The sequence below is a fragment of the Lysobacter sp. CA196 genome (assembly GCF_052078695.1).
Classification (GTDB): Bacteria; Pseudomonadota; Gammaproteobacteria; order Xanthomonadales; family Xanthomonadaceae; genus Lysobacter.
In genome coordinates this window covers 78,982-97,618 of record NZ_JBQJIN010000016.1, presented here as the reverse complement: position 1 = coordinate 97,618, position 18,637 = coordinate 78,982, and the positions used below count along the sequence as shown (strand labels likewise).

7 protein-coding genes are annotated in these 18,637 nt (G+C 63.3%); 5 read left to right on the top strand and 2 right to left on the bottom strand.

Going from position 1 to position 18,637, the window contains the following annotated elements:
* The first annotated feature begins 76 nt into the window (after window positions 1-76).
* The 4 genes from ACTOWK_RS15170 to ACTOWK_RS15155 all read left to right on the top strand — a co-directional run bounded on the left by ACTOWK_RS15170 (window position 77) and on the right by ACTOWK_RS15155 (window position 15,038).
* The gene (locus ACTOWK_RS15170) at window positions 77-2,212 is read left to right on the top strand and encodes a peptidase domain-containing ABC transporter (protein ID WP_441330956.1); all 2,136 of its coding nucleotides are present in this window, start codon (window positions 77-79) and stop codon (window positions 2,210-2,212) included.
* Window positions 2,202-3,587: an HlyD family type I secretion periplasmic adaptor subunit gene (locus ACTOWK_RS15165; RefSeq protein WP_441330955.1), complete on the top strand. Its 1,386-nt coding sequence runs from the start codon at window positions 2,202-2,204 to the stop codon at window positions 3,585-3,587. The genes ACTOWK_RS15170 and ACTOWK_RS15165 overlap by 11 nt, the downstream gene beginning before the upstream one ends.
* The gene (locus ACTOWK_RS15160) at window positions 3,587-5,734 is read left to right on the top strand and encodes a type I secretion system permease/ATPase (RefSeq protein WP_441330954.1); all 2,148 of its coding nucleotides are present in this window, start codon (window positions 3,587-3,589) and stop codon (window positions 5,732-5,734) included. The genes ACTOWK_RS15165 and ACTOWK_RS15160 overlap by 1 nt, the downstream gene beginning before the upstream one ends.
* Window positions 5,735-5,807: 73 nt before the next feature.
* Complete coding sequence (locus tag ACTOWK_RS15155; protein ID WP_441330953.1) at window positions 5,808-15,038, top strand: C80 family cysteine peptidase; 9,231 nt, start codon at window positions 5,808-5,810, stop codon at window positions 15,036-15,038.
* A 49-nt stretch (window positions 15,039-15,087) separates the two neighbouring features.
* Here ACTOWK_RS15155 and ACTOWK_RS15150 read toward each other — a convergent pair whose 3' ends face one another.
* Window positions 15,088-15,654 (bottom strand): hypothetical protein, encoded by a 567-nt coding sequence (locus tag ACTOWK_RS15150; RefSeq protein WP_441330952.1) that lies wholly within the window; start codon window positions 15,652-15,654, stop codon window positions 15,088-15,090.
* The gene (locus tag ACTOWK_RS15145) at window positions 15,654-16,178 is read right to left on the bottom strand and encodes a hypothetical protein (protein ID WP_441330951.1); all 525 of its coding nucleotides are present in this window, start codon (window positions 16,176-16,178) and stop codon (window positions 15,654-15,656) included. The genes ACTOWK_RS15150 and ACTOWK_RS15145 overlap by 1 nt, the downstream gene beginning before the upstream one ends.
* Before the next feature lie 75 nt (window positions 16,179-16,253).
* On the opposite strand from ACTOWK_RS15145, the gene ACTOWK_RS15140 reads away from it, so the two are divergent.
* On the top strand, window positions 16,254-18,443 hold the full coding sequence (locus ACTOWK_RS15140) for a RelA/SpoT family protein (protein ID WP_441330950.1): 2,190 nt from the start codon (window positions 16,254-16,256) through the stop codon (window positions 18,441-18,443).
* Window positions 18,444-18,637 lie beyond the last annotated feature (194 nt).

The window sequence follows — 18,637 nt, the reverse complement described above, 5'->3', positions numbered from 1 at the left end:
ATAGGGGACATACGTCACGTTTTTATAAGGCGCATCGGTCGATAGCGCGCCGTGACGGGTCCCTGGGGGAAGGGGGATGTCAAAAATCGAAGCTATCGACGATCGAGCCCATGAGCTGAGTTCAGCCCTGGGTTGTTGCCGCATTCTGCTCTCCCTGGTGAAAGGGAAGGAGCAGGATCCCGGCTACGCGGCATCGGTCGTCGACCTGAAACATGCGATAGCGCTGTATGGCCGGGCGCACGACACCAAGTTTTCCGTAGCCAGCCTGTGCTATTCGAGGCTGGGCACCGTCCGCTTGCCCGTGGCCTTTCGGACCGAGGCGGACGGGTACCAGGTGCTTCTGAACCGATCGCCCGCCCAAGCTCTGGTGTTCCGACCCGGCAGTGCAACCCCGAAAGTCATCAGTAGCGAGGAACTGCAAACGAGCTGGACAGGCGAGAGCATCAGATTGCTCGATTCGCCGCCGAAGTTCGATATCCGCTGGTTCATCCCCGAGTTCGCCCGCCACAAGCGCCTGTTGGCCGAGGTGCTGTTCGTCTCTCTAATCCTGCAGTTGCTCGCGCTGGGGTCGCCGCTGGTATTCCAGGTGGCGATGGACAAGGTGCTGGTGCACAAAGCGCTGTCGACGCTCGATGTCCTTACGGTCGCGCTGGTTGTGATCGCGGTGTGGGAAGCGGTCTTGACCGGATTGCGGGGGTACATCTTCACCCATACGACCAACCGAATAGACATCGCCATCGGCGTCAAGCTGTTCAAGCATTTGATGGGTTTGCCGCTGCGCTATTTCAAAGCACGGCAGATCGGAACGATCGTGGCCCGCGTACAGCAGCTGGAAGGGATTCGATCTTTCCTTACCGGTTCGATGCTTACTCTCTGCGTCGACGTGGCGTTCGCCTTCGTATTTCTGTACGTGATGTCGCGTCTGTCGTGGGGCCTGACCTGCATCGTTCTCGCCGGGTTGCCGTTCTACTTCGCTGTCGCTTATGCCAGCACCGGTCCGCTGCAGAGTCGGATCGAGCGTCAATTTCAGGTCGCTGCGCTGAACAAATCCCTGTTGGCCGAGTCGGTTGCCGGGGTCGAGACGATCAAGAGCATGGCGGTCGAGCCCGGGATGCTTCGCCGTTGGGAGGCGCAAGCCGCGGAAGCGGCGGAGGCGGGATTCCGGACCCAGAGTTTGAACAGCCTGGTCAGTCATGGAGTGACGCTCCTGCAGAAGGCGATCTCGGTCGCCATCGTTTGGTATGGAGCCCACCTGGTGACTTCGATGCAAATCACCATCGGGCAGCTGATCGCCTTCAACATGATGGCGTCGCACATCAATGGGCCGATCTCGAGGCTCACGGACCTCTGGCCGCAGTTCGTTCAAGCTCGGGTCGCGGTGGACAGGTTGGGCGACATGCTGAACTTGCCGATCGAGCAGAATCGGACGGCAATGGAGCCGGCCGGGCCGATCAGCGGTTCGATCCAGATACGCGACTTGGTGTTCCGCTATCAACCGGACTCGGAGCCGGTGCTGAAGGGGGTGTCCCTCAGCATCGAGCCGGGAGAGAGCATCGGCATCGTCGGTCCGTCGGGGTCGGGGAAGAGCACCCTGGCTTATCTTCTGCAGAAGCTCTATGCCCCGGATGCGGGGGAGATCCTTGTCGACGGAATACCGCTGCAGAGACTGAGCGCCAAGTACCTGCGCAGTCAGATAGGCGTGGTGCAGCAGGACAGCTATCTCTTCAATCGAAGCGTCCGCCACAACATCGCCATTCGGGACACCTCGGCGCCGCTGGACGATGTCGTAAGAGCCGCGAAGCTCGCCGGCGCTCACGAGTTCATCTTGCAGCTTCCGACGGGGTACGACACCGTCTTGGCCGAAGGAGGAAGCTCCTTGTCCGGCGGGCAGCGTCAGCGCGTCGCTATCGCTCGCGCATTGGTGGCCGATCCCAGAATACTGATATTCGACGAGGCGACCAGCGCCCTCGACGACGAATCTCAAGCGCTGATTCAGCGGAATATGGCGGAGATAACCAAAGGGCGCACCGTCGTCACCATCGCCCATCGTCTTTCCGCGGTGCGGCGATGCGATCGCATCGTCTCGTTGGAGCAGGGGCGCATTACCGAGGTAGGAAGCCACGACGAGTTGATTGCACGCGGCGGGTGCTATGCCAAGTTGCGCGATCTGCAACGTTCGTTCGGAAATCCGGGAGCGGGGCATGCTGGTTGATCGCGTCAAATCGGTTCTCAAGACCGTCCATCCCGCGGGTGGGACGGTGTCCTACCCGAACAAGACCCGGGACGAACACGAGTTCCAGCCGGGCTATTTGGAAGTCATCGAGCGTCCGCCGGCGCCTTGGTCGCGCCGCACCGCCGTAGTGCTGGCGGCGACCTTCGCCGCTGCGCTGGTGTGGTCGATTTTCGGGCAGCTGGATATCCAGGCCAACGCGACGGGGCGCCTGTTGGTCCCAAGCAATTCCAAAGTAGTCCAGTCCGTCGAAGGCGGCGAGATAGCCGCCATCCACGTGCGCGACGGCGCGCGCGTCGAAGTCGGCGACGTACTGGTCAGTCTGAACCCGATCGGCGCCGACGCAGAGCTCGGAGAGTTGCGCGGCCAGCTGAACTTCAAGTTGCTGGAGCAGGCCAGGCTGCAAGCGATGCTGACCGACGATCCCGTGGCCAACTTCATTGCGCCGCAGGACGCGCCTGCAGAGCAGGTGGCGATCGCCCGCGAACATCTGATCAGCATATCGAGAGAGATGCAGGCGAACGTAGTCGGCATCGAAAGCGAAATGGCGGTCAACCGAGCCAACCAGAACGGACGCGAAGCGGACATCGAAGCCCTGCAAAAGCTGGCGACGAACGTCATGCAGCGGTTGGATGCGTACCGCGTTCTGGCAGTCGACAAGCTGATTTCCAATGTGGAATTGCAGCAGCAAGAGAAAGAGCGTCTTGAGATAGAACGCGCGGTCTCGCAGCAGCGATCCGAACTGGCGGTGATGAGGGCCCAGTATCAGTCGCTGAGCAATCAGCGCAGCGGCTACTTGGCGAAGACGGCGAAGGAACGCCAGGACAGTCTGGCTTCGGTGCGGTTGGAGGTATCGAATCTGGCTCAGAAGCTGGTCAGGGCAAAGGAGAAACTGCGCTTGCAAACCTTGAGGGCGACCGTCGGCGGCGTGGTGCAGCAGCTTGCGGTGCATACCCGGGGCGGCGCGGTGCAAGCCGGCCAACAGCTGATGGTGATCGTGCCCGACGAAGAATCCCTGCAGGCCGAAGTCATGGTTCTGAACGGGGATGTCGGATTCGTAAGGCCGGGGCAATCGGTCGAGCTGAAGATCGACTCTTTCGCCTATACGCGATATGGCACGGTGCCGGGAAAGATACTCAACGTATCGCGCGATGCGGTGAAGGACGACCGGCTCGGGCTGGTGTTCCCGGCCAGGGTCGAGCTGCGCCGGCTGCATATGGCTTCGGATGGCAAGACGTTTCCTTTGCAGGCGGGCATGGGCGTGACCGCGGAGATCCGCACGGGCAGGCGACGGGTCATCGACTATGTTCTCGGTCCCTTGCGCGAGTACCAGTCCGAAGCGCTTGAGGAACGGTGATGTCCAGGTCGATTGAAACCTCTCGCCCCACCGAAGGCGTCGGCGGCGGCTTCGTCGATGGCGGCCTGGCGGCTCTGGCTTACGCGGCCCGCCATCATCGGATTTTGGTCGAAGCCGAGCAATTGTGCCATCAGCTAGGCCGAGCGCAGGGGGTGGCCAGCGGAGTCGATATTTGCCGTTGCGCGCGTTCGATCGGGTTGAGAGCGAGAAGCATCGACAGCGGCATCGAGCGGATCGCGGCCTTGCCGCTGCCCGCGTTGCTGAAGACAGCCGACGGATGGCGAGTACTGGAATCGGTGAGCGAGACCGGCGCGCTCCTGCGTGTTCCGGCAACGGGCGAGTGCCAGCATTCGTCATTCGACGACCTCGCGGCGCGGTGGCAAGGCCAAACGATCCTTCTGGGCGAAGCGGACGAACCGCCGGGACGGCGGGCGTTCGGCTTCGCCTGGTTCATCCCGTCGGTGATCAAGCACATCCGGCAATTCAGAAGCATTCTGTTGGTGTCGTTGATGCTGCAACTGATCGCGCTGGTGACGCCTGCGGTGTTCGAGAACGTCATCGATCGGGTCTTGGTGAACCGGAGCGTCTCAAGCTTGCAAGTTCTCGGGATAGCGCTGCTCGCATTGGCGGTATTCGATTCCGTCTATGGATTCCTGCGCTCCTGGTTGTTCTCCAATCTCGCGGCGAAGATCCACTCGGAGCTATCCGCCCGCGTCTATCAGCACCTGATGGCGTTGCCCATCGGCTACTTTCGCAAGCGGCAAACCGGCGAAATCATCGCTCGCATAGGCGAGATGGATCATATCCGCCAGTTTCTGACCGGTTCGACGCTGACCGTGGTGCTGGATCTGCTTTTCCTGGGGCTGTTCCTCGCGGTGATGCTTTCCTACAGCGTCAAACTGACTTGGGTCGTCCTGGGGACTTTGTTGGTCTACTTTTCATTGTGGATGCTGTTCGGCCCCGTGTTGCGCAGCCGGACCGAGCGGGAGTACGAGTCGAGCGCCGATAACACCGCGTTCTTGACCTCGTCGGTGATGGGCATCGAGGTCATCAAGACAACGGCCACGGAGGAGAGTTTCCTGCGCCAATGGGAGAGCGGTTTCGCCAGATTCGTACGCGCCTCGTTCCGGGCCAGCGTGCTGGGCATATCCATCGGTCAAGCGGTGGGCTTGGTGCAGAAGCTGTCCAGTGCGTTGCTGCTGTGGTGGGGCATTAGCCTGGTGATGGAGGGCAAACTGAGTCCGGGCGAGCTGGTGGCGTTCAACATGCTTGCCGGGCATCTCACACAGCCGATTCTGCGCCTGGCCCAGACTTGGCAAGACTTGCAGCACACGACCATCTCTCTGCGCCGCATAGGCGACGTGCTCGATGAGCCGACCGAGCAAGGCAACGGCGGGCTGGCTTCGATCCCGGCGCTGCAGGGCGGCGTCTGCTTTCGGAATGTTCACTTCCGCTACGGCGAAGACGGCCAAGAGGTGTTGCGAAATCTCTGTCTGGACGTGCGCCCCGGCGAGTTCGTCGGCATCACCGGGCCCTCCGGATCGGGCAAGAGCACGATCAGCCGGTTGTTGCAGCGTCTCTACGTGCCCCAGCGCGGCCAGGTACTGGTGGACGGTATCGACATCGCGATCGCAGATCCGGTTGCGCTGCGCAGGCAGATCAGCGTGGTCCCGCAGGAAAGCGTGCTGTTCTCGGGAACGGTGAGCGAAAACATCGGCTTGTGCAGGCCGCAAGCTTCCGAGGCGGAGATCGTCGAGGCAGCCATCCTGGCCGGCGCCGACTCGTTCATACGATGCCTGCCCCAAGGGTACGACAGCCAAGTCGGCGAAAAGGGATCGAGCTTGTCGGGCGGACAGCGCCAGCGCATCGCTTTGGCCAGGGCGTTGCTCGCCCGTCCCAGGCTGCTATTGCTCGACGAAGCCACCAGCGCGCTGGATTACGAATCGGAGGCGGCGATCATGGCCAATCTGGAGGCCATCGCCAGCGGACGCACCGTCATCAGCATCGCGCACCGGCTAAATACGCTGCGTTATGCCGACCGCATCCTGGTGGTCGATCGCGGAGCGGTCGTCGAAAGCGGATCGCATCGCGAGCTTGTCGCGCGCGACACGGCTTACGCCCGATTGTGGCGATTGCAGATGGGCTGAACGGAAGCGGCGGCGAGCGGATCAGGCAGCGAGCGCGAAACAACTAAAACCGATCGGCAACAGGGGTTTCGTCATGGGATACGTATTTTTCAATGAGACGCTGAGGAACGGCAAGGCGGTCAAATTGGTCGCCTGGGAGGGCGTGTTGCCGCCCGGTCACACCCAAGGACTGCGGAACAGACCGTGGCAGGGGGGCGAACCCCGCTCCGCCTTCAGCTTCTACGATGCGACGAACGAATACATGCGCAACGACTGGGCGCGCCTGAACATGCAGCCGCAGTCGTTCACTTTTCCGTCTGCATCGGGAGAGAGCGCTGCCACTGTGATGTTGTACTACCACGCCGAAAGCAACACCTGGCACACCACCGATGCACTCGACATAGACCACATCGTGCAGTGGCGCGACTATTTCGGCCAGCTTGGGGTGGCGAATCACGCCGAAGCGAATATGGCCTTCAACGATGTGCGGAATTTGCGCATGCTGCCGTCGGTCATCAATCGCGCCCGCGACAGCGCCGATCGGATACTGGCCATCTTCGGCGCCGACTCGAGGGAGTGGCGCGCCTGGGTCGATAATCACTTCGCATTCGATCCGACAAAGAATCATCCGGACTTCGACCCGGACCTGGACTGGGCCGGCCGGACGGCGGCCACGCGGAACCAGCACTGGGTGCCGGAGGACGGCCGCGCCGGACTGAGTTTCGATGCCAAGGTGCTCGGGACGTGGTTCGAGGCCGAGCTGCAGAGATCCTATGTGTACAGTGTGACGGTGACCAATGCCGCGGGCCAGACCCAGGAAGTGCGGCTGTTTCGCTGCGCCGCCTCCAAGCAACTTGTCACTCGCGACGCGTTCGACATCGATCACAACGTGCCGTTCGACGTATTGTCGAAGAAGATGCACGAGGACGCGGTCGCGGCGGGCCGCAGTGTGACCCGGGCCGAGATTCTGGATGCCTATAACGAGGTGAGCAATCTGCGCTTGGTCAGCCGCAGCGTCAACAGCTCGCACGAGTTCGAAGTCGACGCCCACAACGAGTTTTCGGACGACGAAGTGCCGGAGATCCCCGGCGAGTTCGACGACTTCATCGAGGATAGTCCGCAGCTGGGCGTCGCACCGCGGTTGGTGGCCGGAGTCAATGTCGACCAGTGGGCTACTGCGCAGGTAGGTAAGAGCTACGAGGACAGCGATAGCCGCTATGGCCGGCAGATCATTGTTCAGATCGAGAACGACCCGGCCGCGGCCGAGGCCGCCGCCCGCCTTGCGGCGAAGCATCCCACTACCAGCGTTATCGTCCAACTGGACGAAAGGGGCAATTACCGAGTGGTCTACGGCGATATGTCGGCATTGGCCCGCAGCGACGCGCCGATGCGTTGGCAGATAGTCGGCCATGGCCGCAGCGATGCGGCCGGCCAACGCACGTTGGGTGGGATGGGGGCAGCGAACCTGGCTAAACACTTGACGGCTTTCCACGCCAAGCTGACCGAGACCATCCAGAAGAATGTCGGCACGCCAGCGCGGATCAGCCTGGTGGGTTGTACTCTGGAGCGAAACAGCGAGCAGGAAGGCTTCGGCCACCGCTTCGCCAGTGCGCTCAAGTCGCCCTTGATCGAGGTGTCGATCCATACCTCAGACCTGGCGATCGACCGTGAAGGCCGCAAGTGGCCGACCTCGTCGTCGGGGGAAATCGCGTCGGTCGTAGACGACAATAAAGTGGTCTATCGATGGCGCTGGGAGGATGGGGTCGTCCAGACCCGCGAACAGTCCAAGCGGATCGTGCTGATCGGACCGGACCGGATCAACGTCGAGGAATTGGTCGAGGACATCCGCTCCTCAAACAAGCCGCTGTCGGAGCTCAACGCTGTCGAGAGGGCGGCCCTGAGACGTTTCTACCCGAACGCGGCGGGGACCGACCTCGACGAAACCGGGCTGCGGGCGGCGCTCGCGAGCCCCGTCGAGTACGCCAAGTTGCTTGGTGCCATCGAGCGTATCGGCAGGGTTCAACTTGGCTTGCCCGGTGTGGTCGGCCTGGGCGCGGGTCCGCTGGTAAACGCCGAGGACGACCCCGCGTATCGGTCCGTTGCACGTGGGCACCTGGCGTCCAAGGGAACGGTCAGGATCGATGGAGCGGATATTCCGCTGGCCCTGTTGTTCGAGCTGGGAGCGACGTTCGATGGAAGTCCGCTTACTCCGGAGCTTGCGGCAACATTCGGTGCGGAGGTTTCCGGCAAAAAGATCGCCTTCGACCCGGTTCGGCTGGTCAGCACGATGGCTGAAGTGCCGACGCAGGTAGAGCTCGAAGCATTGGCGAAGATCGTGAAACGCCAGTTGTCCGGCAACGGAGGCAATATCGCGACGTTATTGCGCGAGGGGCCGTTGACCGATCCGCGAGCCGCCCATCTGCTTGAAACACTCAAGAACTCGAACCCTTCGGCCCTGGAGGTGGAGGTCGCCGCCAGGATAAAGGGTTGGTACGGCGACAGCGCATCGGTGCGCGCGAACTGGTTGTCCATGGCGCATGGCTTGGATCCGACGCAGCGGCAACTGGTGCAGAAACTGTATATCGAGGCCAGCGAGGCATCCGGCTTCGATAACGCAGAGTTCAAGAAAATCCAGGCCTCCTGTCCCGATCTGCCCAAGACCGAGATCCTGCAGAGGATGGCGATGGATGCGGCCGAAAAGAGAGTCCGATACGACAGCGATGCCAGCGCAGCGATGAAGATCGCGGCATGGAGCGAAGACGATGCCGGGCAGTTCCTGGTTCATTCCAGACTCGCCACGCGAAGCGAAATCGGCGGGATCAGCATCGACGGCGCGAAAATCAGTCAGTTTATGGACTCGGCCAGCGCGATGGATAGCATCCGCATCACCGCGGCGATGCTGAAACTGTCTGGCGACGCATATCGGACTCTGCGAGAGCAGATGGAAGGGGCGGGCACCAAGGCTTCGAAGGAATTCTTCAGCAAGGTGGATGGCGAACGTACCGTCCTATCCAATCACGGCAAGGAGATCGCAATCAGTCGAGCCGGCCACGCGCTGAACGCGTTCGTGACCTTGAACTCGGTGCGCCAGCTGGTAGGCGATTGGAATCGGATGAACGCCACCGACAAATCCCTCGGCCTGGCGATGGCCGTCGGCGGTGTTGCGATGTCGCCGCTGAGCACCGGGATCGCGAAAGCCTTGGGCCAATTCGGCAAGGCGGTCAACGCCGTCGACAGGTTCGGCCAAGCCGCCAGGGTGGTGGAAGCCGGCATACTGGATCTCGCACTCGCGCCAGTGACGTTCGCCGCGATCGGTCTGCAGTGGAAGTCGTTCTGGGCCAATAGCGGAGACCTCGGCAGCTTCGAATACAAGTCCTTGGTGGCCAATACGGTCATGACCACGGTGACCACCGCGGTAAGCCTGGCCCTGACCGGGGTATCGATCGCCGCTTCGCTCAGCACCGCGGTGGCCGGTTCGGTGCTGGGCGCCATCGCCGCGTCGGCGGGGCCGATCGGCGTCGCCATCGCCGCAGCCGGATTCATCATCAACGGCATCGTCCAGGGCGCCCTGGTGGTGGCCGAGTACGACCAGTACTTCGCCAGCACCTCGGCCAAGGTGGAAGCCTTTTTCGCCGCCTGGATCGGCGTGGAAACCGACGGCGTCAAGCGTGCGCGCGAAGAGCGTGCGGCGCAACAGGACGCGACCCAGTTGCAGCAAAGCCTCAACAGCGAGTGGGAAAAGGTCAAGAGCTATTTGTCCGATCTGTTCTCCAAGGACGGCTACAAAACCCTGCACTACCGCGAGCGCTCGCATGAGGTACTGCATGGCACCATCAAGGCGCAGAACGGCAACTTCACTCATGTGCTGCAAGACCGTCTTAACTTTGGCGCCATGGGCAAGGTCGTGTCCGACCGCATTGCCGACGGCGGCGGCGTCTGGGCCGATCTTGGTGCTGCCGACGAAAACTACGAGGCGCTCGGGGTCGTCGACAAGAACAACCTGTTCAATCTGAGCGGCGCCACGTTGAAGAGCGCAAAGGGAGGCGACGAGGCCGATGCCTTCAATCTGGATGCCGCGACCAAGATCGACATGATCGACGGTTCGGCCGGGCGCGACACGCTGGTCCTGGATGCAGGCGGCCTTGGCGTCCACTTGGAAACATTCGGCATAGGGAACAGGCTGGCTTATTTAGGCGATACGGTCATACTTGAGCATGTGAGTCAGTCCGGGGACTTGGCGCACGAGGCTTCCAACTTGACCAAGCGGGTCAGCCGCATTGTCGACATACGCGGCATCGAGGCCTATGTCATTAATAACGCCGGCGAAAAATCCCTTATCAAGGGCGGGGCTGGCGACGAGTTCTTCGACGTGTCCGGAACCGATGTGGCTATCTCGGGCGGTGCCGGCAACAACACCTATTCGTTGAACCAGGGAAATCGGATTTCCAGTGCCGGCAACGATATCGTGTTGTGGAACGGCAAGGTCGATGCGGCCGTCACCTTGCTCGGCGTGCCCGACAAGGCCTCGCAGACCCTGCTTGTCGATCTGCCCGCGGATTATCGCGATATCAGAGTGCGCCGGGTCGGCAACGACCTTCAGCTGTCCTACGAGACCGAAGTTCGAAGCCTCAACCCACTTGCGGTCGCCCTGCCGTCACGTGTCCAGATCCGCACTCTTACGATCCGCGGCCTGTATGCGGAGGACCGCGGGCTCGACGCCAGCAAAGGCATTCGTTTGCGCGATCCCCACGGCAACGACTTCGCGCCGACCTCACTCGGCCTGATCGACGACCATTGGCGGTCGCTGTCGGCGGTGGCCAAGAGCTTCGTGTTCGCGGCGACGACCGGCACGGAACCGCGAAAGTTGATAAGCGACGCGGCAAGCAGTACCTATTCGTTGAAAGCGGGCTCTGGCCGCTTCGTCGCCGAGGCGCATACCAATCAATCGATGCAGTTCGTGTTGGAGGCCAGCCTCGACGATCTGTACTACAGCGTCTACAGGGGGACGCTGACCATTATTTCGGCTCCCGGCAAACCTAAACTGGAGCTCCAGATATCCGGCTATGCCGAGGCCGTCAAAGCGGGCGTGATCGGCGTTTGGCTGGTGCCTCCACGCACCGCAGGCCAGCAGTCGAGCATCATAGGCGTCGAGCTTCCGTCGTCGACCGTCGACGCGATCGGCCAGTTGAAGGCGATCAGCAACCCGCTGGTGCAAGCGCGAACGGATAGCCAACTGACTGCGGCCGCCCAGTCGGGGTATGCGCGCATTTACGACGCTGCAAAGGATTTTCAGATCGAACTGGACGCTGTCGGCGACCAGCCCTATACGCAATTGCGAATCGGCGCCGACCTGGTGTTGTACCAGGGCGAATTTTCCGCTCTCGAAAAGGTGCTGATCGCCGGCTATTTCAATCGCCCTAACCAGCCTTCGATCAGTGTTCGACGCGGCGCCATCGTCAGCAAACTGGCGATCAACCCATCGGCGTATGTCGGCGATGCTCTTGATAACGAATTGCATGGAACCGACGAGACCGAGTTCGCGGGTCTGGACGGCGCCGATACCTATCATCTCCCAACCGACTCTGGGCAGAAGCGCTGGGTCATCGACAATATGGCCGCGGATCTGAAGATGGACACTCTGGCCCTCGGCTCTATGCCATTGGACGCTATACGCGGCGTGAAGCGCGTCGGCGACGATCTGGAGATCCTGTTGTCCGTTGCTTCTGGCAACCGTGATGCTCCGATCGAAAAGACCATCGTTTTGCGAAACTACGTGATCGATCCCCGCGCCAGGCATTTGCAGCTCAAGGTCGACGGAGTCGTGTTCGCCCTGCCGTTGGTGGACGCCGACACCGGCTATTTCCTCTACGAGACCGGAAAGACCGCCCTGGTCGCGGGCGAGGGCGTGCACCAATTGCGGGTGCCGAGGACGGGGAGCTTGCATCTCTTCACGGCCGATGGGCTGCCCCCCGCAAACTATCAGCTGACGGTGGAGGGCTACGACCTTAAGCTAGTCAAGAACGGCCAGACCATCTACCTGCGCGATTACTACCGCAATCCGGGCAGCGTGCATTTCGTTTCGCCGCGGGCCGGGTCGCACGCTGAAGACGGCAGACAACCGACCCTTATTCCGAGTGGCTTCGCAGCCGCTGCGCAGGCACTGTTTGCGCGGCATGGCGTGCCGCGCGACAAATGGGTCCCTTACATCCTGAATGGAGTCGATAGCGAAGCGGAGTTGCAGTCGATCGCCGCTCTGGCCGGACAGGCCGAGAAGGCCGCGGACTTCAATGAGTTACCTGATCAACGGGACTTCACTGTCTATCTGAAGGCCCGTCCTGGCTTCGGAAGTACGGAGCGGGTGTTGTTCGCGACAGGAGGCCAAGGCAAGAACGGCTTCAAGCTCTACCTCGATGCGCAAAACTATCTTTGCTACAAGGCCTATGTCACCGCGAGCGGGCGGGATGGGGTCGAGTTCAAGCCTTTTTCCGAGTCCGTGAGAATTTACTCGGTCGGGCCTGTCGCGCGGGCGAGCGATGATGAGTTCGTATTCAAGTTCCGAGACGGTAATACCCTGGACGTGACCGCGAGCGGGCCGAACGGTCCGACGACGACGAACAGTATCAGCCTGAATCCGCCAGGCGCTGCGCCCTACCCTTTCAGTTTGACCCGAGGTCTGAACAAGGTTTTGCTGAACGATGCCAATCTTGTTCGCAAGGTCCTGCCGGTTTTGGCCGGCGCCGGCGAGGTCGCGAGCATTTTCGATACGGACGGGGCGACCTGGGCGACCGATCCGCAGGTCGCGATGGATTTTGCTCGGTTGCCTGTGTCTGCGGACTTTACCGTTTATTTGAGGACGCCTTCGAACCCTGGAGATTCCGAGCGGGTATTGTTCGCGACGGGAGGCGTGGGGCAGAACGGGTTCAAGTTCTATCTCGATAAGGACGGTTATCTCTGTTACCAGGCCTATATCTCCAAGGCTGGGTTGAACGGCGTCGCGCAAACCCTCTTTTCCCAGTCCGCGAGAATTTATCCAGGCAGGCCGGTCGCACGGGCGAACGACACCGAGTTCGTGCTTACCTTCAAAGGCGACAACGCTCTGGACGTGATCGCGCGCGGGCCGAATGGACGGATGATCACCCGCGAGATCAAGCTGGATCCGAGCGGGGCCGATGCTGAAAGCTATTTCAGCAAAACCCGAGCGTTGAGCAGTGTCTTGTTGCCGGATCGCAACAGCGTTCGCAAGCTCATGCCGGATTCGACCGGCAGCGACCAGATCGACGGCATTTTCTGCTCGAACGGACAGGCATGGAACTCCATTCCCTCGCATATCGAGCTGTACTACAAGGTTAACGGCTTCTCCGAGGAGAAGGCCGATGCGGCGATCCGCGCGGGGTTGATCTCGTTGCCGGACATCGACGCGGCCTGTCTTGCGCTCAGGCAGTCCGAAGGGCGGCTGTCCGAGGATTTCGTCATCGCCTACGCCAAGGCGAGGCAGAGTTGGCTGTACGTGCAAGGTGGATTGGAGTACGCCGAAGCCTTGGAGGCGCTGGGCTACCACCCCGAGTCCATCCTGGACGCCTACCGTTATGGCCTGTCGGTACACGACATGCGGGTCTACGCCTCATGGGAGAAGCAGCGGCCGGCCGAGGTGCGCCTGGTCGATTTCGCCTTGGCCTTGTACGCCGAGAGCAAGCCTTATCTGATGGTCCATGCCAAGCCCGTCGAGTTCTTGAACCTGCACGACGAGCAGTTGCTGGGGTCGCTGCTGGATGCTTTGAACGTACCCGACTGGGACCGGCCAAGGATGTTTCACGGCGTGGCCGCGAACGCCACCTCGGAGGCGCTCGGGAAGTTGGAAGTCATGATCGGCAGCAGGTATGCCTCGAACGATCAGAAGAAGCGGGATCTGGAAGACTGGCTGGTCGTGGCCATGGGCGGCAGTCTGGAGCAGCAGGCCCGCTTCATGCCGGACTCGCCGCCGGCCGAGCGCGCGGAGTTCCTGAAATCGGTGTTGATCTACAAAGGCTTCCTGCCCCAGCGGGCGGCCGTCCTCGCCACGATGATGGCCTTGGCCGAGGTTTTGGACTACGAGATCGTCGAGAGTTTGTTGAATGCGGGGGTCGAGGATGCGGGACAGCTCGGCCGGTTGGCCAGGGCCGGACTGGATGGCGGCGACCTGATCGCGGCCAACAGCCAGCGTTTGGGTTACGAAGCCGACAATCGCGGCGCTTTGATCCAGGTGTCGACCAGCCTTCCGCTCTTGCAGCGTACGCCGTCGGAATGGGACACCTATTTGGCGCTGGAATTCCTGGGCATCGGGCCGCAGGGGCAGGTCCACAAGCTCGGCGACGATCTCGAGCAAGCGAACCTGAAGATGGCAGAACTGGGTTTAGTGCAGCTCATTCATCCCGGCCCGGTACTCAGCTTGGGCGGGTCGGTTCCGTCCCCTGTGAATACGCAGGACGGGCTGGTTTGGATGTGGCAGCAAGGTTATCTCGTTCACGGGCTGAGCCACGCCGACTCGACCGAAACCGGGTTCGGCCGGAGCCATGTCCGCAACCTGGTCGATGGCAGCGGCTTTAGCGGCGAAGCGTTCTCGTGGCGCGGCGCGAACGAGACCGAGACGGTCACGGAAGTCCGGCAGCAGGACGGGCAGAGCGTCGAGAAGCGGGTAACCAGGATCAAGGATCTGTCCCTCGCCCAGAGCGATCCGACCAGCAGCGAGATCGTGGCCATCCGCTTCGATATGAAGCACAAGATCGCGCTTTCGTCCTTGACGCTGAAGACCAGCTACAACCCGGCCGATACGACGCAACTGGATACCACCCGTAATGGCACCTACATCGTCGAAGCGCTGGGCGCCGACAATGCCTGGGTGAAGGTGTCCAGGCAGGATCTGCAGTGGATCGCCACGCCGGGCGAGCAGGTGGGCGATAAGACGCCCATGACCGTCGCGCTGGATACCGGCGGCATTCCCTATCAGAGCTATCGCATCCGCGGCATTTCGGGCAGCTATGACCGGGATCGCTGGATCGACGAAGTCGAGTTCACGACGGCGCCGATCGAGCTGGTGCAAGCGCCCAGCGACTTGCCCGATGGAGCGGCCTTGGTCGGCGACGGGCCGGAGCCCGGGAGCACCGAGGTCGAGACCGGGCCGGGCGAAGTGGGGCCAGCGTCCGATTGGTCGGCCGACAAGTTGTTCGACGATATTGCCGCCTTCGATGCTGAGGCCGGCGTCGATCCGGGCATTCCGCGCGGGGGGAGAAACGCCCCCAAGACCGCCATGCTGGCGCCGCCATTGGCCGACAACTTCGTTCTGCAGTGACGCACGAAGACGGCCGAGGGATCGGCCGTCTTCCGGGGCAATTGCCCGCTCAATCCAGGCGCTTGACCTTGGCCTTCGGGGTCTGGCCTTCGACTTCCAGGAACCAGCCGCCCATCAGGCCGGGCTTGATGGTGACCTTCGGCGGCGGCACCGGCTTGCCGATGAACAGCGAACCTTCGGTCACGCGCCAGCGCTGGCCGTTTTCGAGCTCGAACACGGTGCCGACCGACCAGCCGCGGAACTCGCCCTTGAGCGCGCTGCGCACCGGTTCGACGTCGCCGCGGTCGAGCAGGCCCTTGCGTTCCGAACGCACCGCCTTGGTGGCCTCGGCGACGGCCGCGGTCTGGTCCTGCGACAGCAGTTCGTTGAGCAGGGCCAGTTGCTGCGGCGACAGGGTGTCGAGCCCGGTGGCCTTCATCTGTTCGGCATTGAAGCGTTGTTCGACCGCGACATAGGGACGCTCGGCGGCGAACGCGGCGGGCGCGATCGCGAGCAGGACGGCAACGGTCAACGAGGACAGCACACGCATGTCGGACTCCGGACGGGGCAGCAGCGAAACGAAGGAGAACGCCGGCGCGCCGACGCTCTGCGGCGTCCGCGCACGGGCGCGGGGCATTACTTGACGCGGGTGACCTTGGCGCGGGTGTTGTAGCCGTCCACCGCGAGGAACCAGGCGCCGCCGATCACGCTGGGGCTGATCCGCACCTGCGGCGAATCCAGGTGCACGCCGGGCAGGTCGACGCCGTCGACCTGGCGCCATTCCTGGCCGTTGTCGAGCACGTAGACCTGGCCCTGGCCGTAGCCGTCGAACTTGCCGCTGAGGCGGGCGACCACCGCTTCGCGCGAGCCCGAACCGAGGAAGCCGCGGTTCTCGTGCTTGACCAGTTCGCGGGTTTCTTCCTTGGCCTTGACCGCGGCCTTGCTGGTCTCGGCGTCGAGGGTGCGGTTGAGCCAGGCGTTCAGATTGACGAGTTGTTCCGGGCTGAGCCGGTCGAGGCCGGCGGCCTTGAACTGTTCGGCGCTCATCTGTTGTTCGATCTTGGACTGGGCGAGGGCGGCCGGCGCGCTCAGCGCCAGGGCGATCGCGACGGCGGCGGCGATCAACAAGGGACGCAATGCGGAAGGGTGAATCGCGGACATCGTGCTGTTCCTCGGGGCGGTTGCTCGCTAGTGTAGTCGCTCGTCCCTTGCGCTTCGAACCTCTTCTCCCCCGCTGTGAACGCGTCTCCCACCGAGCCCCGCCATTCCCTTGCCGACGTGCTGGCCCTGCCTGCGGCGGCGACCATCGCCGGGCCCTTGCGCAAGGCGCTGGAAGCCGCTGTGCAGGGGCCGGAGGCCGGCGAGGGCGCACTCGATTCGCCGGCCGTCATCGCCGCCACCCTGGACGCCCTGGCCCTGCTCGACGCCGACAGCGACACGGTCGCGGCGGCGATCCTGCATGCCTACCCGGGCTGGGCCAAGGCGCTCGGGCCGGGCTTCGAACGCGAGCATCCCTTGTTGGCGGCCTTGCTCGACGGCCAACGCGCCGCCGGCCAGGTCTGGGCGCTGCACGCCGAACAGGGCCGGCGCTCGGGCACCGAGGGCCTGCGCCGGCTGTTGCTGGCGATCGTGCGCGACCTGCGCGTGGTGCCGATCCTGCTGGCCCGGCAACTGGCGCGCATGCGCCATGCCGAACGCCTGCCGCCGGACACCCGGCGCGAACTCGCCGCGCTGACCCGCGACATCCACGCGCCGCTGGCCAACCGCCTCGGCATCTGGCAGCTCAAGTGGGAGCTGGAAGATCTGGCCTTCCGCTACCTGGAGCCGCAGACCTACCAGAAGATCGCGCGCCTGCTCGACGAGAAGCGCGGCGACCGCGAGCGCTACATCGAACAGGTCAAGCGCACCCTGCGCGAGGCGATGGCCGCGCAGGGGCTCAAGGCCGAGGTCGCCGGCCGGCCCAAGCACATCTACAGCATCTGGAAGAAGATGCAGCGCAAGGACGTGCCGATCGGCGAGCTCTACGACCTGCGCGCGGTGCGGGTCATGGTCGAGGACCTGGCCTCGTGCTACGCCGCGCTCGGCGTCGTGCACGCGCAGTGGGCGCCGATCCCGAGCGAGTTCGACGACTACATCGCCCGGCCCAAGCGCAACGACTATCGTTCGCTGCACACCGCCGTGGTCGGGCCCGAGGGCAAGACCCTGGAAGTGCAGATCCGCACCGAGGAGATGCATCGCCAGGCCGAACTCGGCGTGGCCGCGCATTGGAAATACAAGGAAGTCGGCAGCCACAGCGCCGACGCCGCGTTCGACCGCAAGATCGCCTGGATGCGGCGCCTGCTCGACGCCAAGAGCGAAGGCGGCAGCGATGGCGCCGACGCAGCGTTGGCGAGCGAGCTGGACACCGAACTGGTCGAGGACCGGGTCTACGTGCTGACGCCGAAGGGCGAGGTGATCGACCTGCCGACCGGCGCCACGCCCCTGGATTTCGCCTACCACGTGCACACCGAGGTCGGGCATCGCTGCCGCGGCGCCAAGGTCGACGGCCGCATCGTCCCGCTCGACCACAAGCTGCGCAGCGGCGACCGGGTCGAGATCCTCACCGCCAAGACCGGCGAGCCGCGCCGCGACTGGCTGGTGGTGGCGAACGGTTTCCTGGCCAGCAACCGGTCGCGGGAAAAGGTCCGCAACTGGTTCCACAAGCTCGACCGTTCGCGCAACGAACAGGCCGGGCGCGAGCTGCTCGACAAGGAACTGCGCCGGCTCGGCGTGCTCGGCGCCGACCTGGCGCCGGCGCGCGCGCGTTTCAACCTGGCCAACGACGAGGACTTGTACGTGCAGGTCGCGCTGGGCGACATCGGCCCGCACCAGATCGGCCGCGCCCTGCTCGAACACGAACGCGCGCTGGCCGCGCCGCCGCCGTCGGCCGCGCCGACCTCGACCACCACGATCCCGCCGGCGCCGCGCAAGACCCCGGGCAAGTCCACCGACTTCACCGTCGAAGGCGTCGGCAACCTGCTGGTGCAGATCTCGCGCTGCTGCCAGCCGCTGCCGGGCGAACCGATCGCCGGCTACCTGACCCGCGGCCGCGGCGTCAGTGTGCATCGCCCCGACTGCAGCGCCTTCGCCCGCCTCGCCGCGGCCCAGCCGCAGCGTGTGCTGCCGGTCGAATGGGGCCGCAAGGGCAGCGGTTACGAGGTCGACATCGAGGTGCTGGCGCTCGACCGCAAATGGCTGCTCAAGGAAGTCACCAACGTCATCGCCCAGGCCAACGCCCACGTGATCAGCATCCGCAGCGACGTCGAACGCAGCAGCGCCCAGGTCCGCCTGCGCCTGCGCCTGCGGGTGGCCGACTACGGCCAGCTCTCGACCCTGCTCGGCAAGCTGTCCTCGCTGCCGGGCGTGGAGTATGCGCAGCGGCATTGAGTCGTTTGCGCGATACCGCCTCTGCCTCGGGTAGGAGCGGCGCAAGCCGCGACCGCGAATCGGCAGGTAACCGCGAACCGATCCTGCGCGCAAAACCAGCCGAGCTTCCTTGAGGGGGCCGCAAACCTCGACGGTAACGTCGTAGCTCCATTGGCGCGGTCGCGGCTTGCGCCGGTGCTACCCCCAAGCGGGTC

Coding starts and splice junctions, on each gene's coding strand:
- ACTOWK_RS15170 (WP_441330956.1), top strand. CDS start 77: ATGTCAAAAATCGAAGCTATCGACGATCGAGCCCATGAGCTGAGTTCA.
- ACTOWK_RS15160 (WP_441330954.1), top strand. CDS start 3,587: ATGTCCAGGTCGATTGAAACCTCTCGCCCCACCGAAGGCGTCGGCGGC.
- ACTOWK_RS15150 (WP_441330952.1), bottom strand. CDS start 15,654: ATGCCCCGCGCCCGTGCGCGGACGCCGCAGAGCGTCGGCGCGCCGGCG.
- ACTOWK_RS15155 (WP_441330953.1), top strand. CDS start 5,808: ATGGGATACGTATTTTTCAATGAGACGCTGAGGAACGGCAAGGCGGTC.
- ACTOWK_RS15165 (WP_441330955.1), top strand. CDS start 2,202: ATGCTGGTTGATCGCGTCAAATCGGTTCTCAAGACCGTCCATCCCGCG.
- ACTOWK_RS15145 (WP_441330951.1), bottom strand. CDS start 16,178: ATGTCCGCGATTCACCCTTCCGCATTGCGTCCCTTGTTGATCGCCGCC.